The sequence below is a fragment of the Salibacterium sp. K-3 genome (assembly GCF_054052005.1).
The window spans coordinates 2008856-2028841 of record NZ_JBSVZE010000001.1 but is presented as its reverse complement, the minus strand read 5'-3'; the positions used below and the strand labels follow the sequence as shown (position 1 = coordinate 2028841).

The window sequence follows — 19986 nt, the reverse complement described above, 5'->3', positions numbered from 1 at the left end:
CCGGATGGATAAAATGAAGGTGAATGAGCAGTTTCAGGTACCGGCGGTGATGGCATTCTTTTTGATTCATGCGATTCAGGTAGGTATCGGAGTTCTCAGTTATCAGCAGGTGATTGCGAAAGTGAGCGGCCATGACAGCTGGATTTCCGTCATTCTGGCGGGATTAACTGTTTCTGCACTGATCTGGTTTATCTATTATCTTCTGAACAGCGGCGACACAGACATTGTAGGCATTCATCGCAATGTTTTCGGCAGATGGTTCGGCGGATTATGCAGTCTGGCCTTCATCTTTTATCTATTTGTTCTCGGTATTGTTGTGCTGCGCACCTATATTGAAATTGTTCAGGTCTGGGTGTTTGAAGATATGCCGACATGGATGCTGACGGTTCTGGCCGCCTATTTTCTCTATTACGTCATCAGTGGTGGATTTCGTACAGTGACAGGACTGTGTGTGGCTGGTGTGTTCATTCCTTCGGTCCTGTTTTTTGTCCTTCTAATGCCGCTTCAGTACGGCACATTCATCAATCTGCTGCCAGTATTGGATACCCCGCTCAAGGATCTGATGCTTGGGTCAAAAGAGGCGACGCTGAGTTTTTTAGGGTTTGAAATTCTCCTGCTGTTCTATCCTTTCCTGAAAGAAGCCCGGTCTTCGCAGAAATGGGCACAGCTGGGTCATTGGGCCAGTGTTTTTGTTTATACGGTTCTGATGGTGGTAACCCTTGCTTTTTTCAGCGAACGGCAGTTGCGAATGACAATTTGGCCGACACTGAGTTTATTTAAAATCATTGAATTTCCTTTTATTGAACGGTTTGAATATCTTGGTATTTCGTTGTGGCTTGTTATTGTCGCCCCTAATATTGCCCTTTCTTTCTGGGCTGCGAGCCGGGGAATGAAACGAGTCTTTTCGATGAAACAGCGTAACGCTATTATTGTACTCTTAATCATTACTGTCCTTGTCACACCTTTCATTGAAAACCGGGAAAATATAGAAATGTTTAACGAAGTGGTATCTAGAATCGGGCTTTGGATCGTGCTGGCCTATATTCCGATGTTGTGTCTTTTTCAATACGTGCACAGCTTTTTATCGAACAGAAAGGAAAGATCAAATGAAAAGCCGAATTAGCATTCTCGTTGTCTGTCTGCATGTTGTTATGCTGTCGGGCTGTATGCAGACACAGGTGATTGATGATATCTCGTTAATTCAAACGGTTTCGTTCGATAAAGCGGATAATAACAAATTTTATTATACAGTTTCATATCCATATTTTCTGGAGCAGGGCAAAGAAAGCAAAATCGGAGTGGAACAACGGTCGATTATATCAGAAACACCGGAAGAGGCGCGCAGTAAGCTGAATACAAACTCCCAAAAGCCGCTGCGCTACGGACAGCTGCGGGTAGTGCTGTTTGGAAAGGATGTTGCTGAAGAAGGGGTGGAGCAGTACGTGAAATCCTTTTATCGCAATCCAAGAATTGGAAATCGTATTTTTTTGGCTGTGTCCGAGGGAAACGCCGGCCGTGCTCTGCGCTTTCAGGAAGGTGCGAAACAAAGGATCGGAATGTACTTTTCCAACCTGATTGAACATAATATGGAATTTGAAAACCTCCCGGAGTCCAACATGCATCTATTTTTATTTGATCTTTACAGCGATGGTAAAGATGCATTCCTTCCTTTGGTCAAAAGGGAAGAAAAAGAGCTGAAGCTGACCGGTATCGTTCTGTTTGATGAAGATCATATGACGGCGAAGCTTAATATGGAAGAAACGTTCATTTATAAATTGCTGCTGGCAGGAAGCAGGAACGGGACGAGCCAGTTTGTCATTCGTGGGGGAGACAGAGACAACTATGTAGTCATTGAAAATATTTTCACCAAACTCGACTTCCGCAATATTTCCCAAACACCGCAGGAACCGGAATATGAAGTGAATCTTAATATGAAAGGAGAAATAACCGATCATACCGGGAATTTTGATCTGTCAAATGAAAAAGACATGAAAACAATAGAATCTAAAGTGCAGAAACAGGTACAGACAGCAGCTTTGGAGCTGATACATCGGTTTCAGAAAAAGAATATTGATCCGATTGGGTTCGGAGAGAAATACCGGAGTACAACGAGGAATTGGGATGCTGAGAAATGGAAAGAATCGATTTATCAGGATATGAATGTGCAGGTGAATGTGAATCTGGAGATTCTGCAGTCGGGTGCCATCGAATAAAACTTGTCATAATGGCAGACAAGCCATCATATGCTTATACTGATACTGTTTTATGTTCTATATATCAAAATGATGGAGGTTGTCCATATATGAGCTATATGCAGCGGTTCCTTCTCGTCGGTTTCTTTTCCTTATTTCTGCTTCTGCTTTTCTTTTTTATCGGCGCTTCTTCCATGTATGCCTATGAAGCGGAAGAAGACTACATATGGCCGATTTCCGGTGGTACATTGACGGATACGTTCGGGTCCAGAAACGGAGAGCATGACGGCATTGATATTGCAGCGGAAACGGGAGCGGATGTGAAAGCGGCAGCAGCCGGAGAAATCATCCGGTCCGATTATTCATCGACGTACGGCCATGTTATTATGATCCAGCATGAAGATGAGTCTGAAACGGTATACGCCCATTTGTCAAAAAGGCTGCGTGAAGATGGAGAAACAGTGAAACAGGGCGAACGAATTGGACAAGTTGGCAACACCGGCCGCTCCAGAGGTCCGCATCTTCATTTTGAACTTCACCGGGGAGAATGGAATCAGGAAAAAACGTATGCCGCAGATCCGCTGCCTGTCCTGAAACAGGAAGACAACGCATATGTTACCGGGAACAACCGCACCGCCGAAATTGCCGGAATGATAAAATCGGCAGATGATCAAGGTGAATCTTTCACCTATACGATAGAAAAAGGAGATACGTTGTGGGATTTAGCACGCACGTATGATACGACGGTGGAAACACTCCAGGAAACAAATGATATTGAAGGATCCTTGATTTATCCCGACCAGGAGATTGTTATATCCTGAACGGGTACAAGCACATGCGAAAAAGGCGGTAAAATATGATAAGATAATGACAGCAAAGAGTTACTATAAGCAGCAAAGGAAGCATGAACGATGGAATATTCCCGCCCGCCGATAGAAATGGATTTAAATACGTCTTTTTTGTTATGGCTCAATCAGCAGGAGGATAAACGGTATAACGAAGAGTGGATGCTCGATGCCTTTTTATTCTTTCTCACAAAGCTGTCCCGGCATGAACAGATACGTCTGGATGACCACCATTTTCTTCACCAGCGGTTCTGGAAAGGGATGGAAGATGCATTGAGATATAAGTTGATGAACAGAAGGACAAAACCGAAAGATATCGTTTTTTATCAATTTATTGAGAACGTGGCTTATATGGAGCACTGGATCAGTAAAGAAGAAAAGTATGCCTATATCACGCCGCAGGGACGGGATTTTCTCCGTATGTCAAGAAAAGCCCAGTGGAACCGGATTCTTGGTTACATTTGGCCGGATCCGTAAAGGAAAACCTCCCGGATACACAGGTATCCGGGAGGCTGTAATAGAACATTTATACTTCAATTTTGTCGGCCCGTTTGATTTCTTCGATGGAAGTCAGATGTTCCACGACATCTTCACCAGCTTCCTTGTCCACGGCAAGCATCATGATGGCATCGCCGCCTTCTTCTTTACGTCCGACCTGCATGGTGGCGATGTTAACATCGTGTTCGCCTAGAAGCTGTCCCATTTTTCCAATGACACCGGGTTTGTCCGAGTGCTGGATGTAAATGAGATGTCCGGTTGGATAAAAATCGACGTTAAAGTCATTGATACGGACAATCCGAGGTCCGTATTCTTTGACATAGGTCCCGTGAATCGTGAAACTGCGGTTTTCGCCGGATACGGTAGCCTGCATCAGATTGGAATAACCAAGGGCGTTGGTGTGATGTTTTTCACCGTACGTGATTCCCCGTTCCTTTGCGATAACGGAAGCGTTGACGTCATTGACGGGTGCGTCAATTCGTGTGCTGAGAAAGCCTGCGACGAGAGAACGGGTTAAAACGGACGTTTCAAGTTCCGTCACTTCACCGCTGTAATGTACATCGATGTCCTGAACCGGGCTTTTCATGCTCTGCGATAAAATATAACCCATTTTTTTGGAGAGTTCATAGTACGGCTGCAAGGTTTCGAATTTTTCCTTGGACATTGTCGGCAGGTTGATGGAATTCAGGGCCGGCATCCCGTTTAAAAACTGGAGAACTTCTTCGGATACCTGTTCCGCCACGTTCAACTGTGCTTCTTTGGTGGAAGCGGCAATGTGCGGTGTTGTAATCACATTGTTCAGGCCGACAAGTTTGTTGTCCTGAGCAGGTTCCTCCTCAAATACGTCCAGAGCAGCGCCGCCGACGTGTCCGTTCTCCAGGTGTTCGTAAAGGTCGTCTTCGTCAATAATACCGCCGCGGGCACAGTTGATAATCAGGACACCGGGTTTGGTTCTGCCGATATTGTCTTTATTCAACAGTCCTTTTGTATCTTTTGTAAGCGGGGTGTGAACGGTAATAATGTCCGCGCTCTCCAGTACTTCATTGAGTTCTCCGATTTCAACACCGAGTTTTTCCGCGCGTTCTTCGGTTAAGAAGGGGTCGTAAACGAGGATCGATAAATCAAATCCACGTGCTCTTTTGGCTATTTCCGAACCAATCCGGCCGAAACCGACAATGCCAAGTGTTTTGCCGCGCAGTTCCACGCCCTGGAATGCTTTTCGGTTCCATTCGCCGCCCTGAATGGAGGCATCGGCCTGTGGAATATTTCTGGCGAGGGACATGATCATCGCAAAGGTGTGTTCCGCTGTCGATATCGTATTCCCATCGGGCGCATTGATAACGACGATTCCCCTTTTCGTGGCAGCGTCAATATCAATGTTGTCGACGCCGACTCCGGCGCGGGCGATAATTTCCAGATTGGTCATCTGATCCATAATTTCCGGTGTTACCGTCGTACCGCTGCGTACCAGGAGCGCTTCGTAATTCTCCGGATCATCCACGTCCTTTACGTTTTTCTGAACGCACTCCATATATTCATTGCCGAGAAGGGGGGCCAGACCTTCCTTACTCATAGCGTCAGAAACGAGAATGCGTGCCTTTCTGCTCTTCTCCTCTGTTGTCGGTTTTTCTGCTGCAGGCTGCTGCATCATACCTCTCTCCACTCCTTTACCTGAATTCAATAGTTGCTTCACAGTTATGAAAGAACCGGGAATACCTACAAAAAAAACTCCCTGCCCACACGAATCAATTCGCAAGGGGCGGAAGTTTCCGCGGTGCCACCCTTTTTTAAGTATTCCAACATACTCCTCAGGGAGCTAAAGCTCCAAGGTAACGGATTAACCGTCCGCTTCTACTTTCATTCAAAACGGATGCTCAGAAGCGCTCTCGGAAAAAAGGTTATACCGGTTTCCAGCTGCCCCGGCTCTCTGGGATGAACCTGTATTTCGTCGTTCTTCGTCCCTGCATTATGTTATAACTGTGTACTCATCAAGGACAGTCGTCCTTCATTTATTGATTGTAAATGTATCATAGGAGGATAGGAAAGTCAATATAGATGAGATAAATGATGACCCGTTCCAGGAGGGATAATATGGTCACGTATGATGTGAAAAAAGGGGATACGCTGAGAAAAATTGCGGCCCGTTTTCAGATCGAACCGGAACAGCTGCTTTATGAAAACGGTCTGTCCTGGTGTATGTATCTGGAACCTGGTACAACATTGACTATTCCGCAATCAAATCGACACCGAGGGACAAAAGGGGGAGAGCCCTGTTTACATGAATATGGGTGGAGAGAACTGGAAGAAGACAGGTGCTGGCTTCCGTCTTGGATCCATAACGAAAAAATAGGGACTTCGGTACTCGGTAAACCATTGTGGCTTTTTCGTGCAGGATCCGGCTCGAAAAAAATATTTATCTCAGGAACCTGGCACGGCAATGAATGGCTCAATACGTGGCTTTTAATGAAATTTCTATCCACGCTTGCTGAAAAAGCGGAGAATGGAGGTATCTGGAATGGAATCGATATTCGAGCGCTGCTCCACGACACTGTTCTGTATGTGATGCCGCTTGTGAATCCGGATGGTGTGGAACTTGTTCAGGAAGGGGCAGCTGCCCTCGATGAGCACAGAGACGAAATCATGGACATCAACGGCGGGATGAATGATTTCCGGCACTGGTCCGCCAATGCCCACGGTGTCGATTTAAATCATCAATGGCCTGCAGATTGGAAAGAAGAAGCGGCAGGTTCTCCGGTGCAGCCATTTCCAAGGCATTTTGGAGGAAAAGCTCCTTTGACCGAACCGGAAGCGCAGGCTGTGTACAGGCTCAGCATGAAGGAAGAATTTTCGCATGTCCTCGCGTTTCATTCGCAGGGAGAAGAAGTATACTGGGGATACCGAGGCATGGAACCAACAGAAAGCAGGGAACTGGGGAGACGGCTGGCGGCAGCGGGATCATTCCGGCAGGTTGAGAACGCGGACAGCGGGGCAGGCTACAGGGACTGGTTTATAAAAACATTCCGGCGGCCGGGTTTCACAGTCGAAACCGGCACAGGAAATAATCCCCTTCCACCCGATGCGTCTGCAAGAATATGGGTGACAAGCGTTCCGCTGCTGCTCGAAAGCTGTACATTTCCGGATTTCACACAAAAAAAACGCAGCGGGTAGAGCTGCGTTTTTTAACATTATTGATTGAAGCGTTCGATGCATTCGTCCACCAGTTTGGAAGCAGCTTCTGCATCTTCCCACTTGCCGATCTCCGTTGTTTTATTTTCCAGATCTTTATATGTTTTGAAAAAGTGGGCGATCTCATCCAGTTTATGGCTCGGGATATCCTGAATCGATTGGATGTTGTCAAACCTCGGGTCTTCGACTGGAACACCGATCAGTTTCTCATCTTCTTCCCCGTCATCGACCATGTTAAGATATCCGATCACGCGGGCATCAATGGCGCACCCAGGGAAGGTAGGATTGGTTGCAAGAACGAGGATATCCAGCGGGTCGTCGTCGAGAGCCAGCGTGTTATCGATGTAACCGTATTCTGCCGGATAGAACATGGGAGAAAAAAGAACACGGTCGAGTTTGTAATGTCCTTTGTCTTTGTCAAACTCATACTTGTTCTGGCTGCCGGTTGGTATTTCAATGATTGCTTCTACTTCTCGGTTTTCTGTACTCATGGGGAGAGCCTCCTTTGGTATGTAATGGTTCCGTGAAAATTATAGCAGGAAAAAGTAAAAAATAAAACAAACACTCTCAGCAGCCGGCCTCTTAAGGGCAGGGTATGCCGTGAAAAGGCGAAGAGGCCGTTTTAATGGAATCTGTTGGACATCCTTCATAAGCATCCAGCAGATCATCTTCCAGGTCATCCGGAACTGGAGTGGTGCCGGTATTATCATCAAAGAGAACTTCTGCGAGTCCCTCATCATCATAATCAAATATATCGGGTGCCATCGCCCCACAGGCGCCGCAGGCGATACACGTGTCCTTGTCAACAATGGTATAGTGCGTCATTATCCTTCCCCCTTGGAAAGACAAATTATATAACGATCCAGATAGAACCAACAGTCTGTTTTCGGCTGCATTCTATTTTACATTCTAAGCTTTCATGGTAAACTTTTCAACAGAGCAGAAAATGGATACGAGCGGCTGTCCGGGGAGAGAGGGCGGCCGGCTGCTGACATACAGGGGGGATATTCTTGCAGACGTTACCTTTCCGGCAGCAGGTATTTTTGTTACTTGCTGAACGAATGAATAAGGAACGCTCCATGCAGGCGCTGTACCACATGCTGACAGGCAAAAAATCCTCTCAGACGATCCAGGATAGTAAGTGGTACGGGGTCACTTATTTTTTCCGGATGTTTCCCTATTGGAAAGCTTCAGATTTTGAAGAAGATACGAAAAACCTGCAGAAACAGAGCTATATTTTTTCAGAACATAACCGCCTGGTTATTACGAAACAGGGGGAAAAACAGAATCAATTGTTCCTTTCCAGTTATGCCTGGCCTCCGGTATTCAATGGGTGGCTTTATGGAATAAGCAGTGCTACTTTCTGGAAACGCACGGCCCTGTTTGTGCAGTGCCTTTCTCAGACACTGGCGGGGAACCGCCGTTTCCTGCCTGTCTTTGAAGACATTTCGGTACAGCAGTGGCTGAAAAATAACTGGCCGCAGACAATAGAGCAGAAAAAGGAAACAGCTGCCCTCTTGTTTCATGATATGCACGAGCTGCTTCAGGAACTGGATATTGATGATGCGTTTCTCGTGACAAACCGGATGACGGGATACCATTTCACCGGACAGACGTGGAAACAGCTGTCCCGCCGTCTGGGCATGGATGAAGATGAATGCTGCTTTCGTTTTCAGAGCGCTGTTCATTACCTCCTCCAAAACGCGGATCGCTCTCCGGTACTGCAGCAGGCGGCTGCAGGATTGACCGTCAAAAGTGTACTTACAGAAACGACGAAAAAGACATTCCGTTATCTGAAACTGGGATGGAGCATGGAAAACATAGCTGAGGAACGGAATCTGAAAGCCAGTACGATAGAAGATCACGTCGTTGAAATTGCGTCGGAACATGCTGATTTTCCGATTGATTCTTACGTATCAAAAGCTGACAGGGATCTTATCCTCCACCATTCCCGTATGCTGGGGACAAAAAGGCTTAAAGTACTGAAGGAAGCAGCTCTTCCAAAGCAGCTCGATTATTTTTCCATACGATTGACATTGGCGTTTTACGGGGGAGGAAAGGATGGACGAGCTTGAACAGTTTCTAAAACAACAATTTGGTTACGACGAGTTTAAAGAAAGCCAGCGGTCGATTATAGAAGCAGTGCTGCAGGGAGAAGACGTGTTTGCCATGCTTGCGACAGGAGCCGGAAAATCTCTGTGTTATCAATTGCCTGCTTTGTGGAAGAAGGGGACAGCCATTGTCGTTTCGCCGCTTCTTTCTCTTATGGAAAATCAGGTTCAGGAGCTGAAGCAGGCCGGGATCCGGCAGGCAGCGGCTTACAACAGTTTCTTGAGCCCCCCGGAAAAGGAGTATATCCTCGAACATTTATCAGAATATAAAATTGTCTATATTTCTCCGGAGAGCCTGCAGCAGCCCGAATTTGCCGGGAAGTTAAGCGGACTTGACGTTTCTCTGCTGGCTGTTGATGAAGCCCATTGTATTTCCCAGTGGGGCCATGAATTCCGGACGGACTATTTAAAAATTCATGAGATCCGGCGTCTGGCAGGATTCCCTCCATGTCTTGCTTTGACTGCTACAGCCGCTGAGGAAGCCCGGAAGGATATTATAGAGAAACTGGAACTCCGGCATCCATTCGTACACTGTGATTCCGTGGACAGGCCGAATATTTTTCTCGATGTCAGGAAAACAACAGATGAAGAGGAAAAACTGGAAACTCTGCGGGAGGAGTTATCACGCCTGCCGCTGCCAGGTATGATTTATGTGAGCAGCCGTCATAAAGCGGAAGAACTGGCTTCCTTCATCAGAAAAGAGTGCAGCCTAAACACCTCGGCTTATCACGGCGGCATGACAAAAGAGGACCGTCGTCTCGTACAGCAGCAGTTTCTCTCTGATGAAATAGATGTGATCTGTTGTACGAATGCATTCGGTATGGGTATTAATAAACCCAACATCCGCTTTGTGATTCACTACCATTATTCAAAGGATATCGAATCGTTTGTGCAGGAAATCGGCAGAGCAGGGCGGGACGGGAGGCAGAGTGTCTCCCTTGTCCTCCATGACCGCCTGGACGGTATGCTGCCAAGAAGATTACTCGAACACGAGTTTCCTTCAGAAGAGGATGTGGGGATCATCTGTAAGGATCCAGACCTCCCCGAGTTGTTATCGCAGCGTATTTTCCAGGAAAGGTACGGACTTGAAGAGGTTCATGCCCGTTTTCTGTTATATTATGTACAGGAGTGGCGCCAAAGCTCCCGGACCCATCCTCTTGATGCCTACGTTTCGGACATTATACGACGGCGAAGTGCCTGGAAACGTCAAAAACTCGAGCAGAAAGAGCGTTGGTTGATGCAGGAGGAACAATGCCGCAGGACGGCGCTGCTTGAAGTGTTTGACGAAGATGGCAAAAGCTCCGGTTTCCCGTGCTGTGATCTTTGCGGGGACCATGTAAGATATACAGATGAAGAGCAGCAAAAACAGCGCAGCAGTGCAGAGTTGTCCTGGAAAGAGAGGCTGGCTGTCATTCTGCATCAACATGGAAGGAATGGAGGAGAAGCTCCGTGACATCCCATCATTACGACCAGGCGGAAAATCTCCGCCGCAGATACAGAGAACGCAGACAACAGGAGGATCATGAGAGTTCTGCTCTTCCATCCCGGAAAGAAACCCATTCCAAGTCGTCAAAAAAGATGAAATGGAAGCTCCGCTTTCCAGCAGCACGCCTCCTTCTCATCGTTTTTCTGATGATGGTTGTACTGGCAGTTCTGGCACCGATGTGGCTTGACTGGTAGTTTCCGTGCGGGTGGCGGATGCATCGTCTGTTTCGGTGAGCGGCGAAGACATAATCAGACCGGCAAAACAAAGAAGCACCCCCGCACCCATGAGCAGAAAAGGGAGAATAAGCTGTTTTTTCCTCCAAAGAAAAAGCAGCAGCATAAAAAATCCTGCTCCGAATAATCCGGTTCCCGTCATAAAAATGGTTAAATCCATGAACAACAGCCTCCACTACGTAAATGTTGCCATCCAATTATACCAGCACGCCACTTGAGAAAGCTATGTCTTTCTCTTTGATGCCTGATCATTTTCGTGCGGCGGTTGTGTTTGGAGTGCTCATCAAAGAAAGGTAGATCATGCAATGTCCTATATGAAATATGTGACGGCCTGTGTCAGCGCCGGTTTTCTTTGGATGTTCTATGAAGCAGGACGGACATCTGTAAAGGAAGAAGAGCTGATACTGCCGCAGCTTCCGGAACCATTTACGGGGAAAAGCATCTTTTTCATTACCGATATACACCGCCGGCGTATCCCGGATTGTCTCATCCGCCGGGTGCAGGAGGCAGAAATCGTAATCGTGGGCGGGGACTTATTTGAAAAAGGCGTGCCGTTACAGAGAGTGCGTAATAACATCAGACGTCTGAAACGAATCGGTCCTGTCCTTTTTGTATGGGGCAATAATGATGTCGAAGAGAACCCGGAAGACCTGCTGCAGCTTCTCAAAGAAGAGAATGTGCGGGTGTTGGAAAACAGCATATATTCCTGGCAGTCAGGCGGCAGCATATTGCAGATTGCCGGGGCAGGGGACCGATCCTTGACTGTGGATCGTTCCTTTTTAAGGGCGCAGAAAACATCCGATCCGCTTCTGCTGATTCTCCATGATCCCCGCGATCTGTACCATCTAAAAGACAGCGGCAGGATTGATGCAGCATTTGCCGGCCACACCCACGGCGGCCAGATACGAATCGGCAGGCTGAGCCCGGGAGAACCCGGAGGATGGAAGAACCGCTTCGGCTTTCCGTTATTAATCAGTAATGGATTTGGAACAACGAAGCTTCCTCTCCGTCTTGGTGCTGAGGTACAGACACACCTCATCAGACTGAAACGCGAAGAACTGTAAATCAGATCGTATTTCCCCCTTTATGCACGCTCACCCCTTTTCCATCTGTTGAATACGATAATGGCACAGCGCTCTGTAACTATCGGAAAAGCGGGAAGAACAGGGGGGAGAAGGATGGAATTATATACTTGGCCGGAAGACCGTGTCATGGTCCGCCTTCACAAAGATGACCAGCTCTTTCATGGCTGGAGGATTTTCGATGAATGGTCCGTCGAAGAATCAGAAGTGATGTTTGCGGTATTGTTTCAGATTATCTGCGACCATTTTAATATGCGCGAAGATATACAGATACAGGCAGAGATCAGCCGGCCATGTGATGATATGCTTTTTTTTGTCATTGAATGCCTGGATGAGGAAGGAGAGAAGCTAAGCATTCGGAATCCGGACATTGGATCTACGGAGCTGCTGTTTCGATTCGGCGCTAAAGAACATCTTGTTTCCTTTGCAGAACAGGCAAAAGTTCATGCGCTGAAAGGAGGAACGCTGATTTTTTTCTATCCTTTCTGCTATATGCTGTTTGAAACAAGTGCCGTATCAGATGATCTGGCGATGTTTATGGAAGAATACGGAGAGCGGTCGAATCTCGATGCTTCCTATATCCGCAGAAAAGGCACCGTTATTCAGGAAAAAGATGCTCTACAGTTTCTTGCTGCGGGGCACAGATGGAATATATAACCAAGGAGACATAAAAATGAAACGGGAAGACGTAATCATTATTGGTGCAGGTCCGTGCGGACTTGCTTCAGGTATTGCTTTGCAGCGCAAAGGGTATGATCCGCTGTTAATTGAAAAAGATAATGTGGTGCATGCCATTCAGCATTATCCCCTTCATCAGACGTTTTTCAGTTCTAGTGAAAATCTGGAAATCGGCGGTTACCCTTTTCCTTCGATAGAACGGAAACCGAAACGGCATGAAGCACTGGTATACTACAGAAAGATTGCCGCCAAAAGCGGACTCCGCATTCAATCTTTTGAAAAGGTGGATAAGGTGGAGAAGATATCGGGCGTTTTTGCTGTAGAGACTACACCATGGAATGCACCGAAAACATCATATGAAGCGGATTTCATTGTGGCGGCCACCGGCTATTATGATAACCCTAACAGAATGGGAGTTCCGGGAGAAGATTACCCTCATGTCCATCATTATTTCAGGGAAAGCCACCCATACTTTCAGAAAAAAGTAACAGTGATCGGCGGGAAGAATTCCGCCGTTGATACAGCTCTGGCACTGGAATCGGCGGGGGCGGAGGTCACGGTGCTGTACCGCGGCAGAGAGTTTTCAACCGCGGTTAAACCGTGGATTCTTCCTGATTTTTATTCCCTCGTCCGGCATCAGAAGATAAACATGGTGTATGAAGCTGAGGTGACTGAAATCACTCCGACGAGCGTCTTTTATCAAAAAAATGGACAATCATGCAGTACAGCATCAGACGTTGTATTTGCAATGACAGGTTATCACCCTGATCATTCATTTCTGGAAAGTATGGGAGTGGACATAGAAAGAGATACCGGCCGCCCGGTACACGACCCGGAAACGATGGAGACGAATCAGCCGGGCCTGTATATTGCTGGAGTGATTGCTGCAGGCGATGATGCCAATGAAATATTCATTGAAAACGGGCGCCACCACGGAGAACGAATTGCATCATCGATCGCAGCAGGAAGTGGGCGTGTTTAAGACTGCTCGAAAGACTGCCGCAGTTCTTCCCGTGTGCTGCAGGATTCAAGAGCTGCTATGGCCTGCAGTCTTGCTTTCGGACCGCTTAGTCCGTTTGAAAATATAACTCCTGCTTCCTTTAACATGCGGCCGCCGCCTTCATAACTGTAAACATCCTGGACCGCACCGCTCAGGCACCTGGAAGTCAGAATGACCGGGATATTGCGCTGGAGCAGAGTGTTGAGCGGGTCCAGGATCGAAGGCGGTATGTTGCCGATTCCGAGAGCTTCCAGGACGATACCATCGGGTGGCTGGGAAACAAGGTGTTCCATGAGTTCCTTTTCCATACCGGAATATGTTTTAAGAAGCAGTACGCGCCTGTTCATCGTTACGGGCTGAAAAGAGCGATGATAAAGCGGCTTGCGCCTGATTTGAATGTTTTCTTTCATGATACGGCCGACTGGACCGAACTCCGGACTTTCAAACGAAGCTGTATTGGACGTGTGGGTTTTGATGACATCGGCTGCCGCATGGATTTCTTCGTTCATAACGACAAGCACGCCCATTCCGAAAGACTTGTCACTGGCCGCTGTCCGGATGGCGCCTTCCAAGTTAACAGGACCGTCGGAACTGATATCATCGGCCGGCCGCATCGCCCCGGTTACGACAACCGGAATATCCTGGTCATGAAAGAGATCCAGTAAAAAAGCGGTCTCCTCCATGGTGTCTGTTCCGTGAGTGATAACAACTCCATCGGCAGAAAACTGGTGGATACGGTCGTTCATTTCCTTGTAAAGGGTAAGCATGCATTCGGGAGTCATGTGGGGAGACGGTAGCTGCATGAGATCTTCCTGAATAACATGGAATCTGTTGTCTTTGAGGACATTCCACTGCTGCAGCGGGTTGGTACCGCCGGTTGAGACCCCTCCGCTTTCTTTATCTTCCTTCATGGCGATGGTGCCGCCGGTATGTAAAACAACAATTGTCTTCATCTGAACTATCATCCCTTTCCGCTGAATTTTGCGACTTAATACTATCATAAGCCCTCTTTTCCCGTCTGAAAACACCATGTTAAGATAAGAAAACGAGAGGGGTTGGAAAACGAAAGTGATTGCGCTGATAACAGCAGCTCTGGCACCGTCCATTGCGTTTCTCAGTTATTTTTATCTCCGGAATGAATATGAATCCAATACGCTCATACAGGTGCTTAGAGCCTTTGTTATCGGTGCGCTGCTTGTGTTTCCAATCATGGTGCTGCAGTACGCTCTTGAAGCAGAATCGGTACTGTCGGCGGACCTGGCAAAAGCGTTCGGCAGTGCAGCTGCTCTGGAAGAATTCTTTAAATGGTTCCTGCTGTATTTTGCCGTGTACCGTTTCGTCCCTTTTCAGACGAGATATGACGGCATTTTATATGGGGTTTCCTTATCGCTTGGATTCGCATCAGCCGAAAATCTGATGTATCTGATGGCGCTTGGCATTGACTCAGCTATCGGCCGTGCGTTCCTTCCCGTTTCCAGCCATGCATTGTTCGGCGTGGTTATGGGATATTACATGGGAACTTCCGGAAAAGAGGGGAGGGGACGCTGTTTTTTCTGGCTGCTGCTTTCCCTTCTTGTGCCGCTTCTCCTGCATGGTTTGTATGATTATATTTTACTCACCATCCATGAAAATGTATTATATATCATCGTTCCGTTTATGTTCTTTTTATGGTGGTTTGCCTTATCCCGGACGAAAAAGGCGGATGAAAATACGGCATAGAAAGGGTGCGTAAAGCATGACTGTTGAAACACGGTACCGCGTTATTGTGCGCTGCCCAAGCTGTGGGGAAAAGTACGTGCTGCGCGGACGGACCAACGACAATGGTGAACTCGACACCGGATTTAAACAGTGTATATGCGGCAATGTATCGACGCTCCGCATTGATGCAACACCTGAATAATATTCCTTGTTGCAAAACGTACAGAAATCGTGTACGGTTTTACTAACAATAGATTTATACGGATTCTTATCACGAGAGATGGAGGGAAAGGCCCGTTGATATCTCAGCAACCAGCCGCAGATCGGTCAGGTGCTAATTCCGTCAGGTTTTCTTCAACCTGAAAGATAAGAGGAAGTGAATGTTCGTTCTGTGAAACAGGCCTTCTTCTTATTAGGAAGAAGGCCTTCCTTTTATTCTATTACATATACTACCCAGTTAAAGGTGTGAAGATAATGAGCAGTCGCTATCACGTAGAAACCAGTCTTGTTCAAATAGGAAATAATACAGATGAAAAGACCGGTGCGGTGAATCCGCCCGTTTACTTTTCGACGGCTTACCGCCACCGCGGCATTGGAGAGTCGACAGGCTATGATTATTCGCGCACAGGAAACCCGACCCGGGACATTCTTGAACAATCCATAGCACAACTCGAAGGCGGTACCCAGGGATTCGCATTCAGTTCCGGCATGGCTGCTATTCAAACACTGTTTTCGATGTTTTCTTATGGAGATGAAGTGCTTGCCTCCCAGGATTTATACGGGGGGACATACAGGCTGTTTGAAGAAGGATGGACCCGGTGGGGGGTTGGAATAGAGTACGGCGATCCAAGACATGTGGAGAACTTTGCTTCTTTGATTAATGAACGTACACGCGCGCTGTTTATTGAAACGCCGACTAATCCCCTCATGCAGGAAGCCGATCTTGAAGCGCTGGCCGCCCTTGCCGGAGAGCACGACCTTCTACTTATTGTCGACAATACATTTTATACACCACTTTTGCAGCAGCCCTTGCAGGAAGGGGCGGATATTGTCGTTCACAGTGCATCCAAATACTTAGGCGGGCATAATGATGTGATTGCCGGGTTGGTGGTTACCAAAGATGAAAAGACGGGAAAAACAATCGGCGATTTTCAGAATGGGATGGGAACGATGCTTTCTCCGATGGATTCCTGGCTCTTAATGAGAGGAATGAAGACACTGTCGCTGCGGATGCACAAACATACAGAAAATGCTCGGGCGGTGGCAGCTTATCTCGAAAGCCATGAAAAAATCAGAGATGTCCTGTATCCGGGTCAGGGAGGTATGCTTTCATTCCGCCTGGAACAGGAAGAGTGGGTCAATCCGCTGCTGCAGAACCTGCAGGTTATTACGTTTGCAGAAAGTCTGGGCGGGGTGGAAAGTTTCATAACGTATCCCGCAACGCAGACACACGCAGATATGCCGGAAGAAGTGAGAACTGCCAACGGGGTATGCAACAGACTGCTCCGCTTTTCAGTCGGCATCGAAAATGCGGATGATATCATCGGGGATCTGGATCAGGCTCTGAACGGACTGTCCTGAACGGGATATATGAGGAAAGGATGGACATGTATTGAATATCGTCAGTGAGTTGAAAAAAAGAGTACTGGTAGGGGACGGTGCTATGGGAACCTACCTTTATGATAAAGGATACAGTGGTTCATTTGAATCGCTTAATATTACTGAACCCGGTGTCATCCAACGGGTACATCAGGAATACGCAGAAGCTGGCGCGGACATTATCCAATCCAATACTTATGCAGCCAACACCGTCAAACTTGAAAAATATTCACTGGAGCATGAGGTCGAAGCAATAAACCGGGAGGGGATGCGTCTGGCCAGAGAGGCTGCCGGGACCGACGCTTTTGCTGCTGGTACGATAGGCGGTATCACGGGCGTACAGGAACTGGGTGTTTCCCCCGGGACCATCCAGAACGCTTACCGCATGCAGGCGGAAACGCTGCTTGCTGAACGCCCGGATGCACTGATCCTGGAAACGTTTTACGACTGGAAGGAACTGTTGGATACCACCCGTCTGCTCCGAAGTATGACAGACGTACCAATTATCGCACAGGCCGCACTTGGTGAAGTGGGTGTGATGCACGGCGGGGTTCCGGTCACTGAAGTATTTCGGGAACTAGAGAAGGCAGGGGCTGATGTCGCGGGCCTGAACTGCCGGATGGGCCCCTACCACATTTTACGTTCACTTGAACCGGTGCCGTTAATGGATCATATTTATTTTTCAGCCTATCCAAATGCCAGCCTTCCTGACCTGGATGACGGGCGCTTTGTTTATCAGTCCAATCCGGATTACTTTTATCAACGAGCCCTGGATTTAAAAAACCAGGGTGTCCGCATCATCGGAGGGTGCTGCGGTACCACCCCGGAACATATTGCCTGGACGGCAAAAGCAGTGAAAAACAGCGCGCCGACTGTGGTGAAAGAACCTTCACGGGACGATCACCGGGAAATTCCGGCTGCTTCAAGCATCCAGCCGCCGCACCAGCGGCTCGATGTAATGAACCGGAACAGGCCGAGTGTGATTGTTGAACTGGACCCGCCAAAAAAATTGTCAACAGAGAAGTTTATCCGGGGGGCCGGGGCTCTCTATGAAGCGGGTGCGGATGCGGTTACGATGGCCGATAATTCCCTTGCCAGCCCGCGGATTGACAATATGGCCATGGCGGCTGCGATCCAGAACCGGACAAGTGCCAGACCGCTTCTTCATGTCGCCTGCAGGGACCGGAATCTGATCGGCCTTCAGTCCCACCTGCTCGGCCTCCATGCGATGGGGATACAGGACGTCCTTGCAGTAACAGGGGACCCGACAAAGGTCGGGGACTTTCCAGGTGCTACTTCCGTTTACGATATGAATTCCATCAAACTGATATCCCTCATAAAAGAAATGAACGAGGGGCGTTCATACTCCGGGAAATCACTCGGCGAGAAAACGTCCTTTACAACCGCTGCCGCTTTCAATCCCAATGTTCGAAACCTTCATAAAGCGGTGCAGCGGCTGGAGAAAAAGATCGATGCCGGAGCGGATTATTTTATGACGCAGCCGGTGTATGGAAAAGAACAATTTGAAGAAATATACGAAGCGACAAAACATCTCTCTGCCCCGATCTATATCGGTATCATGCCGCTTGTAAGCAGCAAAAACGCTGAATTTCTTCACAATGAAGTGCCGGGAATTCAGCTTACAGATGACACAAGAGCACGGATGGCGGCTTGCGGGGACAACCGTGAAGCCGCACAGGCAGAAGGAACTGCCATCGCAAAAGATTTGATAGACCAAGCACTACGGTATTTTCAGGGGATTTATTTTATTACTCCGTTTTTACGTTATGATATTACAGCAGAGCTGACAGCTTATGTACGCAGGAAGGAAACCCTGGGACCGGAGGAACGACGTTCGAATAACTGACGGAAGCTGATAAAGAACAGGCTGTGGGATTGATAAGGGGCGGCATCGATGTATTTGTGCTCGAAACGAGTCAGGACATGAGGAATGTAAAAGCGGCTTATACGGGCATTAAAGGGGCCGAAGAACAACACGGGCCAGAACTCCCGCTCATTATATCCTGTTTCAGGTATTGAAGCTTATGAAGAAGACATGAAACCGTAGTGCGAACGTAAGAATGTGATGACCCGCCTCTCCACGTGATTAACGGGTCGTTAATGAACGGAAGAAACTGGAGGAGGTCCGTGAAAAGAAAAGCGGGTAAATGGAATACAGCTTACCGAAGAATATATGATGGAACCGGAAGCCTCCGTATCCGCCATGGTCTTTGCTCCTCCTGAAGTACGATATTTCAGTGTATTATAAGAACCACTCCTTCTGCATATGCAGAAGGAGTTTTTTTATTGGCAGGCGGGGATGTATAAAAAGCATTCTCCGGAAGAAAATAACCATAACCGGCATGAAGTGACAGCAAAGAAGGGGGTTCAGCACACCGATGAAAAAATTGATAGTCCAGAAAAGGGTGGCGGGGCTGCTGCTTTTATGTTTGATCCTGGCCGCTCTGCCAGTCCGGTCCGCAGAAGCTTTTTCCACCCAGGTTATTCAAAAGGGTGCCTCCGGAGATGACGTGGTGGAACTGCAGGCAAGGCTGCAGCATAACGGATTTTATGAGGGAACGATAGACGGAGTATTTGGCTGGGGAACGTATTGGTCTGTCAGAAATTATCAGGACGAATTTGGACTTGACGTAGATGGTCTTGTCGGTCCGGAAATGAAAGAAATGCTGGAAAAGTCGACAGAATACAATGAAGAATTTGTACAGAAAGCACTGGAACAGGGCCGGGAGTTTACGCATTACGGGGGGACTCCTGAGCAAATTCAAAAAGGTCCGAAAGGCAGCGCAGATAATCCGGAAAATGACAATCAACCGAAAAAGCAGAAGGAAAACGGCGGCCCCCCTAAACAAAAACAACGTAACGCAGGGCGCAACGGCCAGCAGGAAAAAGATCGGAATCCTCAAAATAACAAAGATAATCAGACGGACAATAAAGTAGATGAGAACCAGTCCAATCAAGCCAATATCCAGAAAGCCATGAATGTCCCGGAGGGGTATTCCGAAAATGACATCCAGATCATGTCCAATGCTGTATATGGTGAAGCCCGAGGCGAACCATATGTAGGTCAGGTGGCGGTAGCCGCTGTTATTCTTAACCGTATTGAAAGCTCTTCTTTCCCCAATACCGCTTCCGGCGTTATTTTTGAACCGAGAGCCTTCACTGCTGTAGCTGACGGGCAGATTTATATGGAACCGAATGAACAGGCAAGAAAAGCAGTTCTCGATGCGATCAACGGACAAGATCCTTCTGGTGGAGCGATTTATTATTACAATCCGGTAACTGCTACATCAGACTGGATTTATTCGCGTCCCACTGTTAAGAAAATAGGAAAACACAGGTTCAGTAAATGATGGAGGT

General features: G+C 47.7%; 21 protein-coding genes, 1 pseudogene, 1 riboswitch and 1 other annotated feature. Of the genes and pseudogenes, 17 read left to right on the top strand and 5 right to left on the bottom strand.

Annotated features, from left to right (window positions below; all coding sequences use genetic code 11):
• Positions 1–4 precede the first annotated feature (4 nt).
• The 4 genes from ACW9JV_RS10045 to ACW9JV_RS10030 all read left to right on the top strand — a co-directional run bounded on the left by ACW9JV_RS10045 (position 5) and on the right by ACW9JV_RS10030 (position 3514).
• Positions 5–1123 (top strand): GerAB/ArcD/ProY family transporter, encoded by a 1119-nt coding sequence (locus ACW9JV_RS10045; RefSeq protein ID WP_457333843.1) that lies wholly within the window; start codon positions 5–7, stop codon positions 1121–1123.
• Positions 1107–2213 (top strand): Ger(x)C family spore germination protein, encoded by a 1107-nt coding sequence (locus ACW9JV_RS10040; protein WP_457333841.1) that lies wholly within the window; start codon positions 1107–1109, stop codon positions 2211–2213. Before ACW9JV_RS10045 ends, ACW9JV_RS10040 begins: the two co-directional genes overlap by 17 nt.
• 89 nt (positions 2214–2302) lie before the next feature.
• Complete coding sequence (locus ACW9JV_RS10035; RefSeq protein ID WP_457333839.1) at positions 2303–3013, top strand: peptidoglycan DD-metalloendopeptidase family protein; 711 nt, start codon at positions 2303–2305, stop codon at positions 3011–3013.
• A 90-nt stretch (positions 3014–3103) separates the two neighbouring features.
• On the top strand, positions 3104–3514 hold the full coding sequence (locus ACW9JV_RS10030) for a hypothetical protein (RefSeq protein ID WP_457333837.1): 411 nt from the start codon (positions 3104–3106) through the stop codon (positions 3512–3514).
• Positions 3515–3563: 49 nt separating this feature from the next.
• Here ACW9JV_RS10030 and serA read toward each other — a convergent pair whose 3' ends face one another.
• A complete protein-coding gene (gene serA / locus ACW9JV_RS10025; protein ID WP_457333835.1) occupies positions 3564–5186 on the bottom strand; it encodes a phosphoglycerate dehydrogenase in 1623 nt (540 codons plus the stop codon).
• A gap of 101 nt (positions 5187–5287) precedes the next feature.
• Positions 5288–5506, bottom strand: a binding site (T-box leader).
• Between the two features lie 120 nt (positions 5507–5626).
• Here serA and ACW9JV_RS10020 point away from each other — a divergent pair.
• Positions 5627–6703, top strand: a complete 1077-nt coding sequence (locus ACW9JV_RS10020) for a M14 family metallopeptidase (protein WP_457333833.1) — start codon at positions 5627–5629, stop codon at positions 6701–6703.
• 17 nt (positions 6704–6720) lie between these two features.
• Here ACW9JV_RS10020 and ACW9JV_RS10015 read toward each other — a convergent pair whose 3' ends face one another.
• Together ACW9JV_RS10015 and ACW9JV_RS10010 are read right to left on the bottom strand one after the other, a co-directional pair.
• A complete protein-coding gene (locus tag ACW9JV_RS10015) occupies positions 6721–7212 on the bottom strand; it encodes an inorganic diphosphatase (RefSeq protein ID WP_457333831.1) in 492 nt (163 codons plus the stop codon).
• A 91-nt stretch (positions 7213–7303) separates the two neighbouring features.
• Entirely contained in the window at positions 7304–7546 is a 243-nt protein-coding gene (locus ACW9JV_RS10010; RefSeq protein ID WP_457333829.1) for a ferredoxin, read from the bottom strand.
• Between the two features lie 185 nt (positions 7547–7731).
• Here ACW9JV_RS10010 and ACW9JV_RS10005 point away from each other — a divergent pair, with 185 nt between their 5' ends.
• Both ACW9JV_RS10005 and ACW9JV_RS10000 read left to right on the top strand, forming a co-directional pair.
• Positions 7732–8796, top strand: a complete 1065-nt coding sequence (locus ACW9JV_RS10005) for a helix-turn-helix domain-containing protein (RefSeq protein WP_457333827.1) — start codon at positions 7732–7734, stop codon at positions 8794–8796.
• Positions 8783–10285, top strand: a complete 1503-nt coding sequence (locus tag ACW9JV_RS10000; RefSeq protein ID WP_457333825.1) for a RecQ family ATP-dependent DNA helicase — start codon at positions 8783–8785, stop codon at positions 10283–10285. Before ACW9JV_RS10005 ends, ACW9JV_RS10000 begins: the two co-directional genes overlap by 14 nt.
• Before the next feature lie 165 nt (positions 10286–10450).
• On the opposite strand, the gene ACW9JV_RS09995 is transcribed toward ACW9JV_RS10000, so the two are convergent.
• Positions 10451–10711, bottom strand: a complete 261-nt coding sequence (locus ACW9JV_RS09995; protein WP_457333823.1) for a hypothetical protein — start codon at positions 10709–10711, stop codon at positions 10451–10453.
• A 145-nt stretch (positions 10712–10856) separates the two neighbouring features.
• On the opposite strand from ACW9JV_RS09995, the gene ACW9JV_RS09990 reads away from it, so the two are divergent.
• From ACW9JV_RS09990 to ACW9JV_RS09980, 3 genes are all read left to right on the top strand, one after another.
• Complete coding sequence (locus tag ACW9JV_RS09990) at positions 10857–11615, top strand: metallophosphoesterase (protein ID WP_457333821.1); 759 nt, start codon at positions 10857–10859, stop codon at positions 11613–11615.
• Between the two features lie 114 nt (positions 11616–11729).
• The gene (locus ACW9JV_RS09985) at positions 11730–12290 is read left to right on the top strand and encodes a hypothetical protein (RefSeq protein WP_457333819.1); all 561 of its coding nucleotides are present in this window, start codon (positions 11730–11732) and stop codon (positions 12288–12290) included.
• 16 nt (positions 12291–12306) lie between these two features.
• Positions 12307–13293: a YpdA family putative bacillithiol disulfide reductase gene (locus ACW9JV_RS09980; protein WP_457333817.1), complete on the top strand. Its 987-nt coding sequence runs from the start codon at positions 12307–12309 to the stop codon at positions 13291–13293.
• Here ACW9JV_RS09980 and ACW9JV_RS09975 read toward each other — a convergent pair.
• Positions 13290–14264, bottom strand: coding sequence for an asparaginase (locus ACW9JV_RS09975; protein WP_457333815.1), 975 nt, complete (start codon positions 14262–14264; stop codon positions 13290–13292). The genes ACW9JV_RS09980 and ACW9JV_RS09975 overlap by 4 nt on opposite strands.
• 115 nt (positions 14265–14379) lie before the next feature.
• Between ACW9JV_RS09975 and prsW the strand changes: the two genes are divergently transcribed.
• The 7 genes and pseudogenes from prsW (at position 14380) to sleB (ending at position 19979) form a co-directional block, all read left to right on the top strand.
• Positions 14380–15030 carry a glutamic-type intramembrane protease PrsW gene (prsW, locus tag ACW9JV_RS09970; protein ID WP_457333813.1) on the top strand — a complete coding sequence of 217 codons (651 nt, stop codon included), beginning with the start codon at positions 14380–14382 and terminating at the stop codon, positions 15028–15030.
• A gap of 16 nt (positions 15031–15046) precedes the next feature.
• Positions 15047–15211: a hypothetical protein gene (locus ACW9JV_RS09965; protein WP_457333811.1), complete on the top strand. Its 165-nt coding sequence runs from the start codon at positions 15047–15049 to the stop codon at positions 15209–15211.
• Between the two features lie 63 nt (positions 15212–15274).
• Positions 15275–15382: riboswitch (SAM riboswitch) on the top strand.
• 101 nt (positions 15383–15483) lie between these two features.
• Positions 15484–16590 (top strand): methionine biosynthesis PLP-dependent protein, encoded by a 1107-nt coding sequence (locus ACW9JV_RS09960; protein ID WP_457333809.1) that lies wholly within the window; start codon positions 15484–15486, stop codon positions 16588–16590.
• Positions 16591–16621: 31 nt separating this feature from the next.
• Positions 16622–18475 carry a bifunctional homocysteine S-methyltransferase/methylenetetrahydrofolate reductase gene (locus tag ACW9JV_RS09955; RefSeq protein WP_457333807.1) on the top strand — a complete coding sequence of 618 codons (1854 nt, stop codon included), beginning with the start codon at positions 16622–16624 and terminating at the stop codon, positions 18473–18475.
• Positions 18472–18648 (top strand): homocysteine S-methyltransferase family protein, encoded by a 177-nt coding sequence (locus tag ACW9JV_RS09950; RefSeq protein WP_457334696.1) that lies wholly within the window; start codon positions 18472–18474, stop codon positions 18646–18648. The genes ACW9JV_RS09955 and ACW9JV_RS09950 overlap by 4 nt, the downstream gene beginning before the upstream one ends.
• Before the next feature lie 130 nt (positions 18649–18778).
• Positions 18779–18877 (top strand): annotated as a pseudogene (locus ACW9JV_RS09945) (vitamin B12 dependent-methionine synthase activation domain-containing protein); the annotation flags it as partial.
• A gap of 130 nt (positions 18878–19007) precedes the next feature.
• Complete coding sequence (gene sleB, locus ACW9JV_RS09940) at positions 19008–19979, top strand: spore cortex-lytic enzyme (protein WP_457333805.1); 972 nt, start codon at positions 19008–19010, stop codon at positions 19977–19979.
• The last annotated feature ends 7 nt before the right edge of the window (positions 19980–19986 follow it).

Coding starts and splice junctions, on each gene's coding strand:
- ACW9JV_RS09985 (WP_457333819.1), top strand. CDS start 11,730: ATGGAATTATATACTTGGCCGGAAGACCGTGTCATGGTCCGCCTTCAC.
- ACW9JV_RS09990 (WP_457333821.1), top strand. CDS start 10,857: ATGTCCTATATGAAATATGTGACGGCCTGTGTCAGCGCCGGTTTTCTT.
- ACW9JV_RS09965 (WP_457333811.1), top strand. CDS start 15,047: ATGACTGTTGAAACACGGTACCGCGTTATTGTGCGCTGCCCAAGCTGT.
- ACW9JV_RS10035 (WP_457333839.1), top strand. CDS start 2,303: ATGAGCTATATGCAGCGGTTCCTTCTCGTCGGTTTCTTTTCCTTATTT.
- ACW9JV_RS09980 (WP_457333817.1), top strand. CDS start 12,307: ATGAAACGGGAAGACGTAATCATTATTGGTGCAGGTCCGTGCGGACTT.
- ACW9JV_RS10020 (WP_457333833.1), top strand. CDS start 5,627: ATGGTCACGTATGATGTGAAAAAAGGGGATACGCTGAGAAAAATTGCG.
- ACW9JV_RS10040 (WP_457333841.1), top strand. CDS start 1,107: ATGAAAAGCCGAATTAGCATTCTCGTTGTCTGTCTGCATGTTGTTATG.
- ACW9JV_RS09995 (WP_457333823.1), bottom strand. CDS start 10,711: ATGGATTTAACCATTTTTATGACGGGAACCGGATTATTCGGAGCAGGA.
- ACW9JV_RS09960 (WP_457333809.1), top strand. CDS start 15,484: ATGAGCAGTCGCTATCACGTAGAAACCAGTCTTGTTCAAATAGGAAAT.
- serA (WP_457333835.1), bottom strand. CDS start 5,186: ATGATGCAGCAGCCTGCAGCAGAAAAACCGACAACAGAGGAGAAGAGC.
- sleB (WP_457333805.1), top strand. CDS start 19,008: ATGAAAAAATTGATAGTCCAGAAAAGGGTGGCGGGGCTGCTGCTTTTA.
- ACW9JV_RS10015 (WP_457333831.1), bottom strand. CDS start 7,212: ATGAGTACAGAAAACCGAGAAGTAGAAGCAATCATTGAAATACCAACC.
- ACW9JV_RS10010 (WP_457333829.1), bottom strand. CDS start 7,546: ATGACGCACTATACCATTGTTGACAAGGACACGTGTATCGCCTGCGGC.
- ACW9JV_RS10045 (WP_457333843.1), top strand. CDS start 5: ATGGATAAAATGAAGGTGAATGAGCAGTTTCAGGTACCGGCGGTGATG.
- ACW9JV_RS09975 (WP_457333815.1), bottom strand. CDS start 14,264: ATGAAGACAATTGTTGTTTTACATACCGGCGGCACCATCGCCATGAAG.
- ACW9JV_RS10030 (WP_457333837.1), top strand. CDS start 3,104: ATGGAATATTCCCGCCCGCCGATAGAAATGGATTTAAATACGTCTTTT.
- ACW9JV_RS10000 (WP_457333825.1), top strand. CDS start 8,783: ATGGACGAGCTTGAACAGTTTCTAAAACAACAATTTGGTTACGACGAG.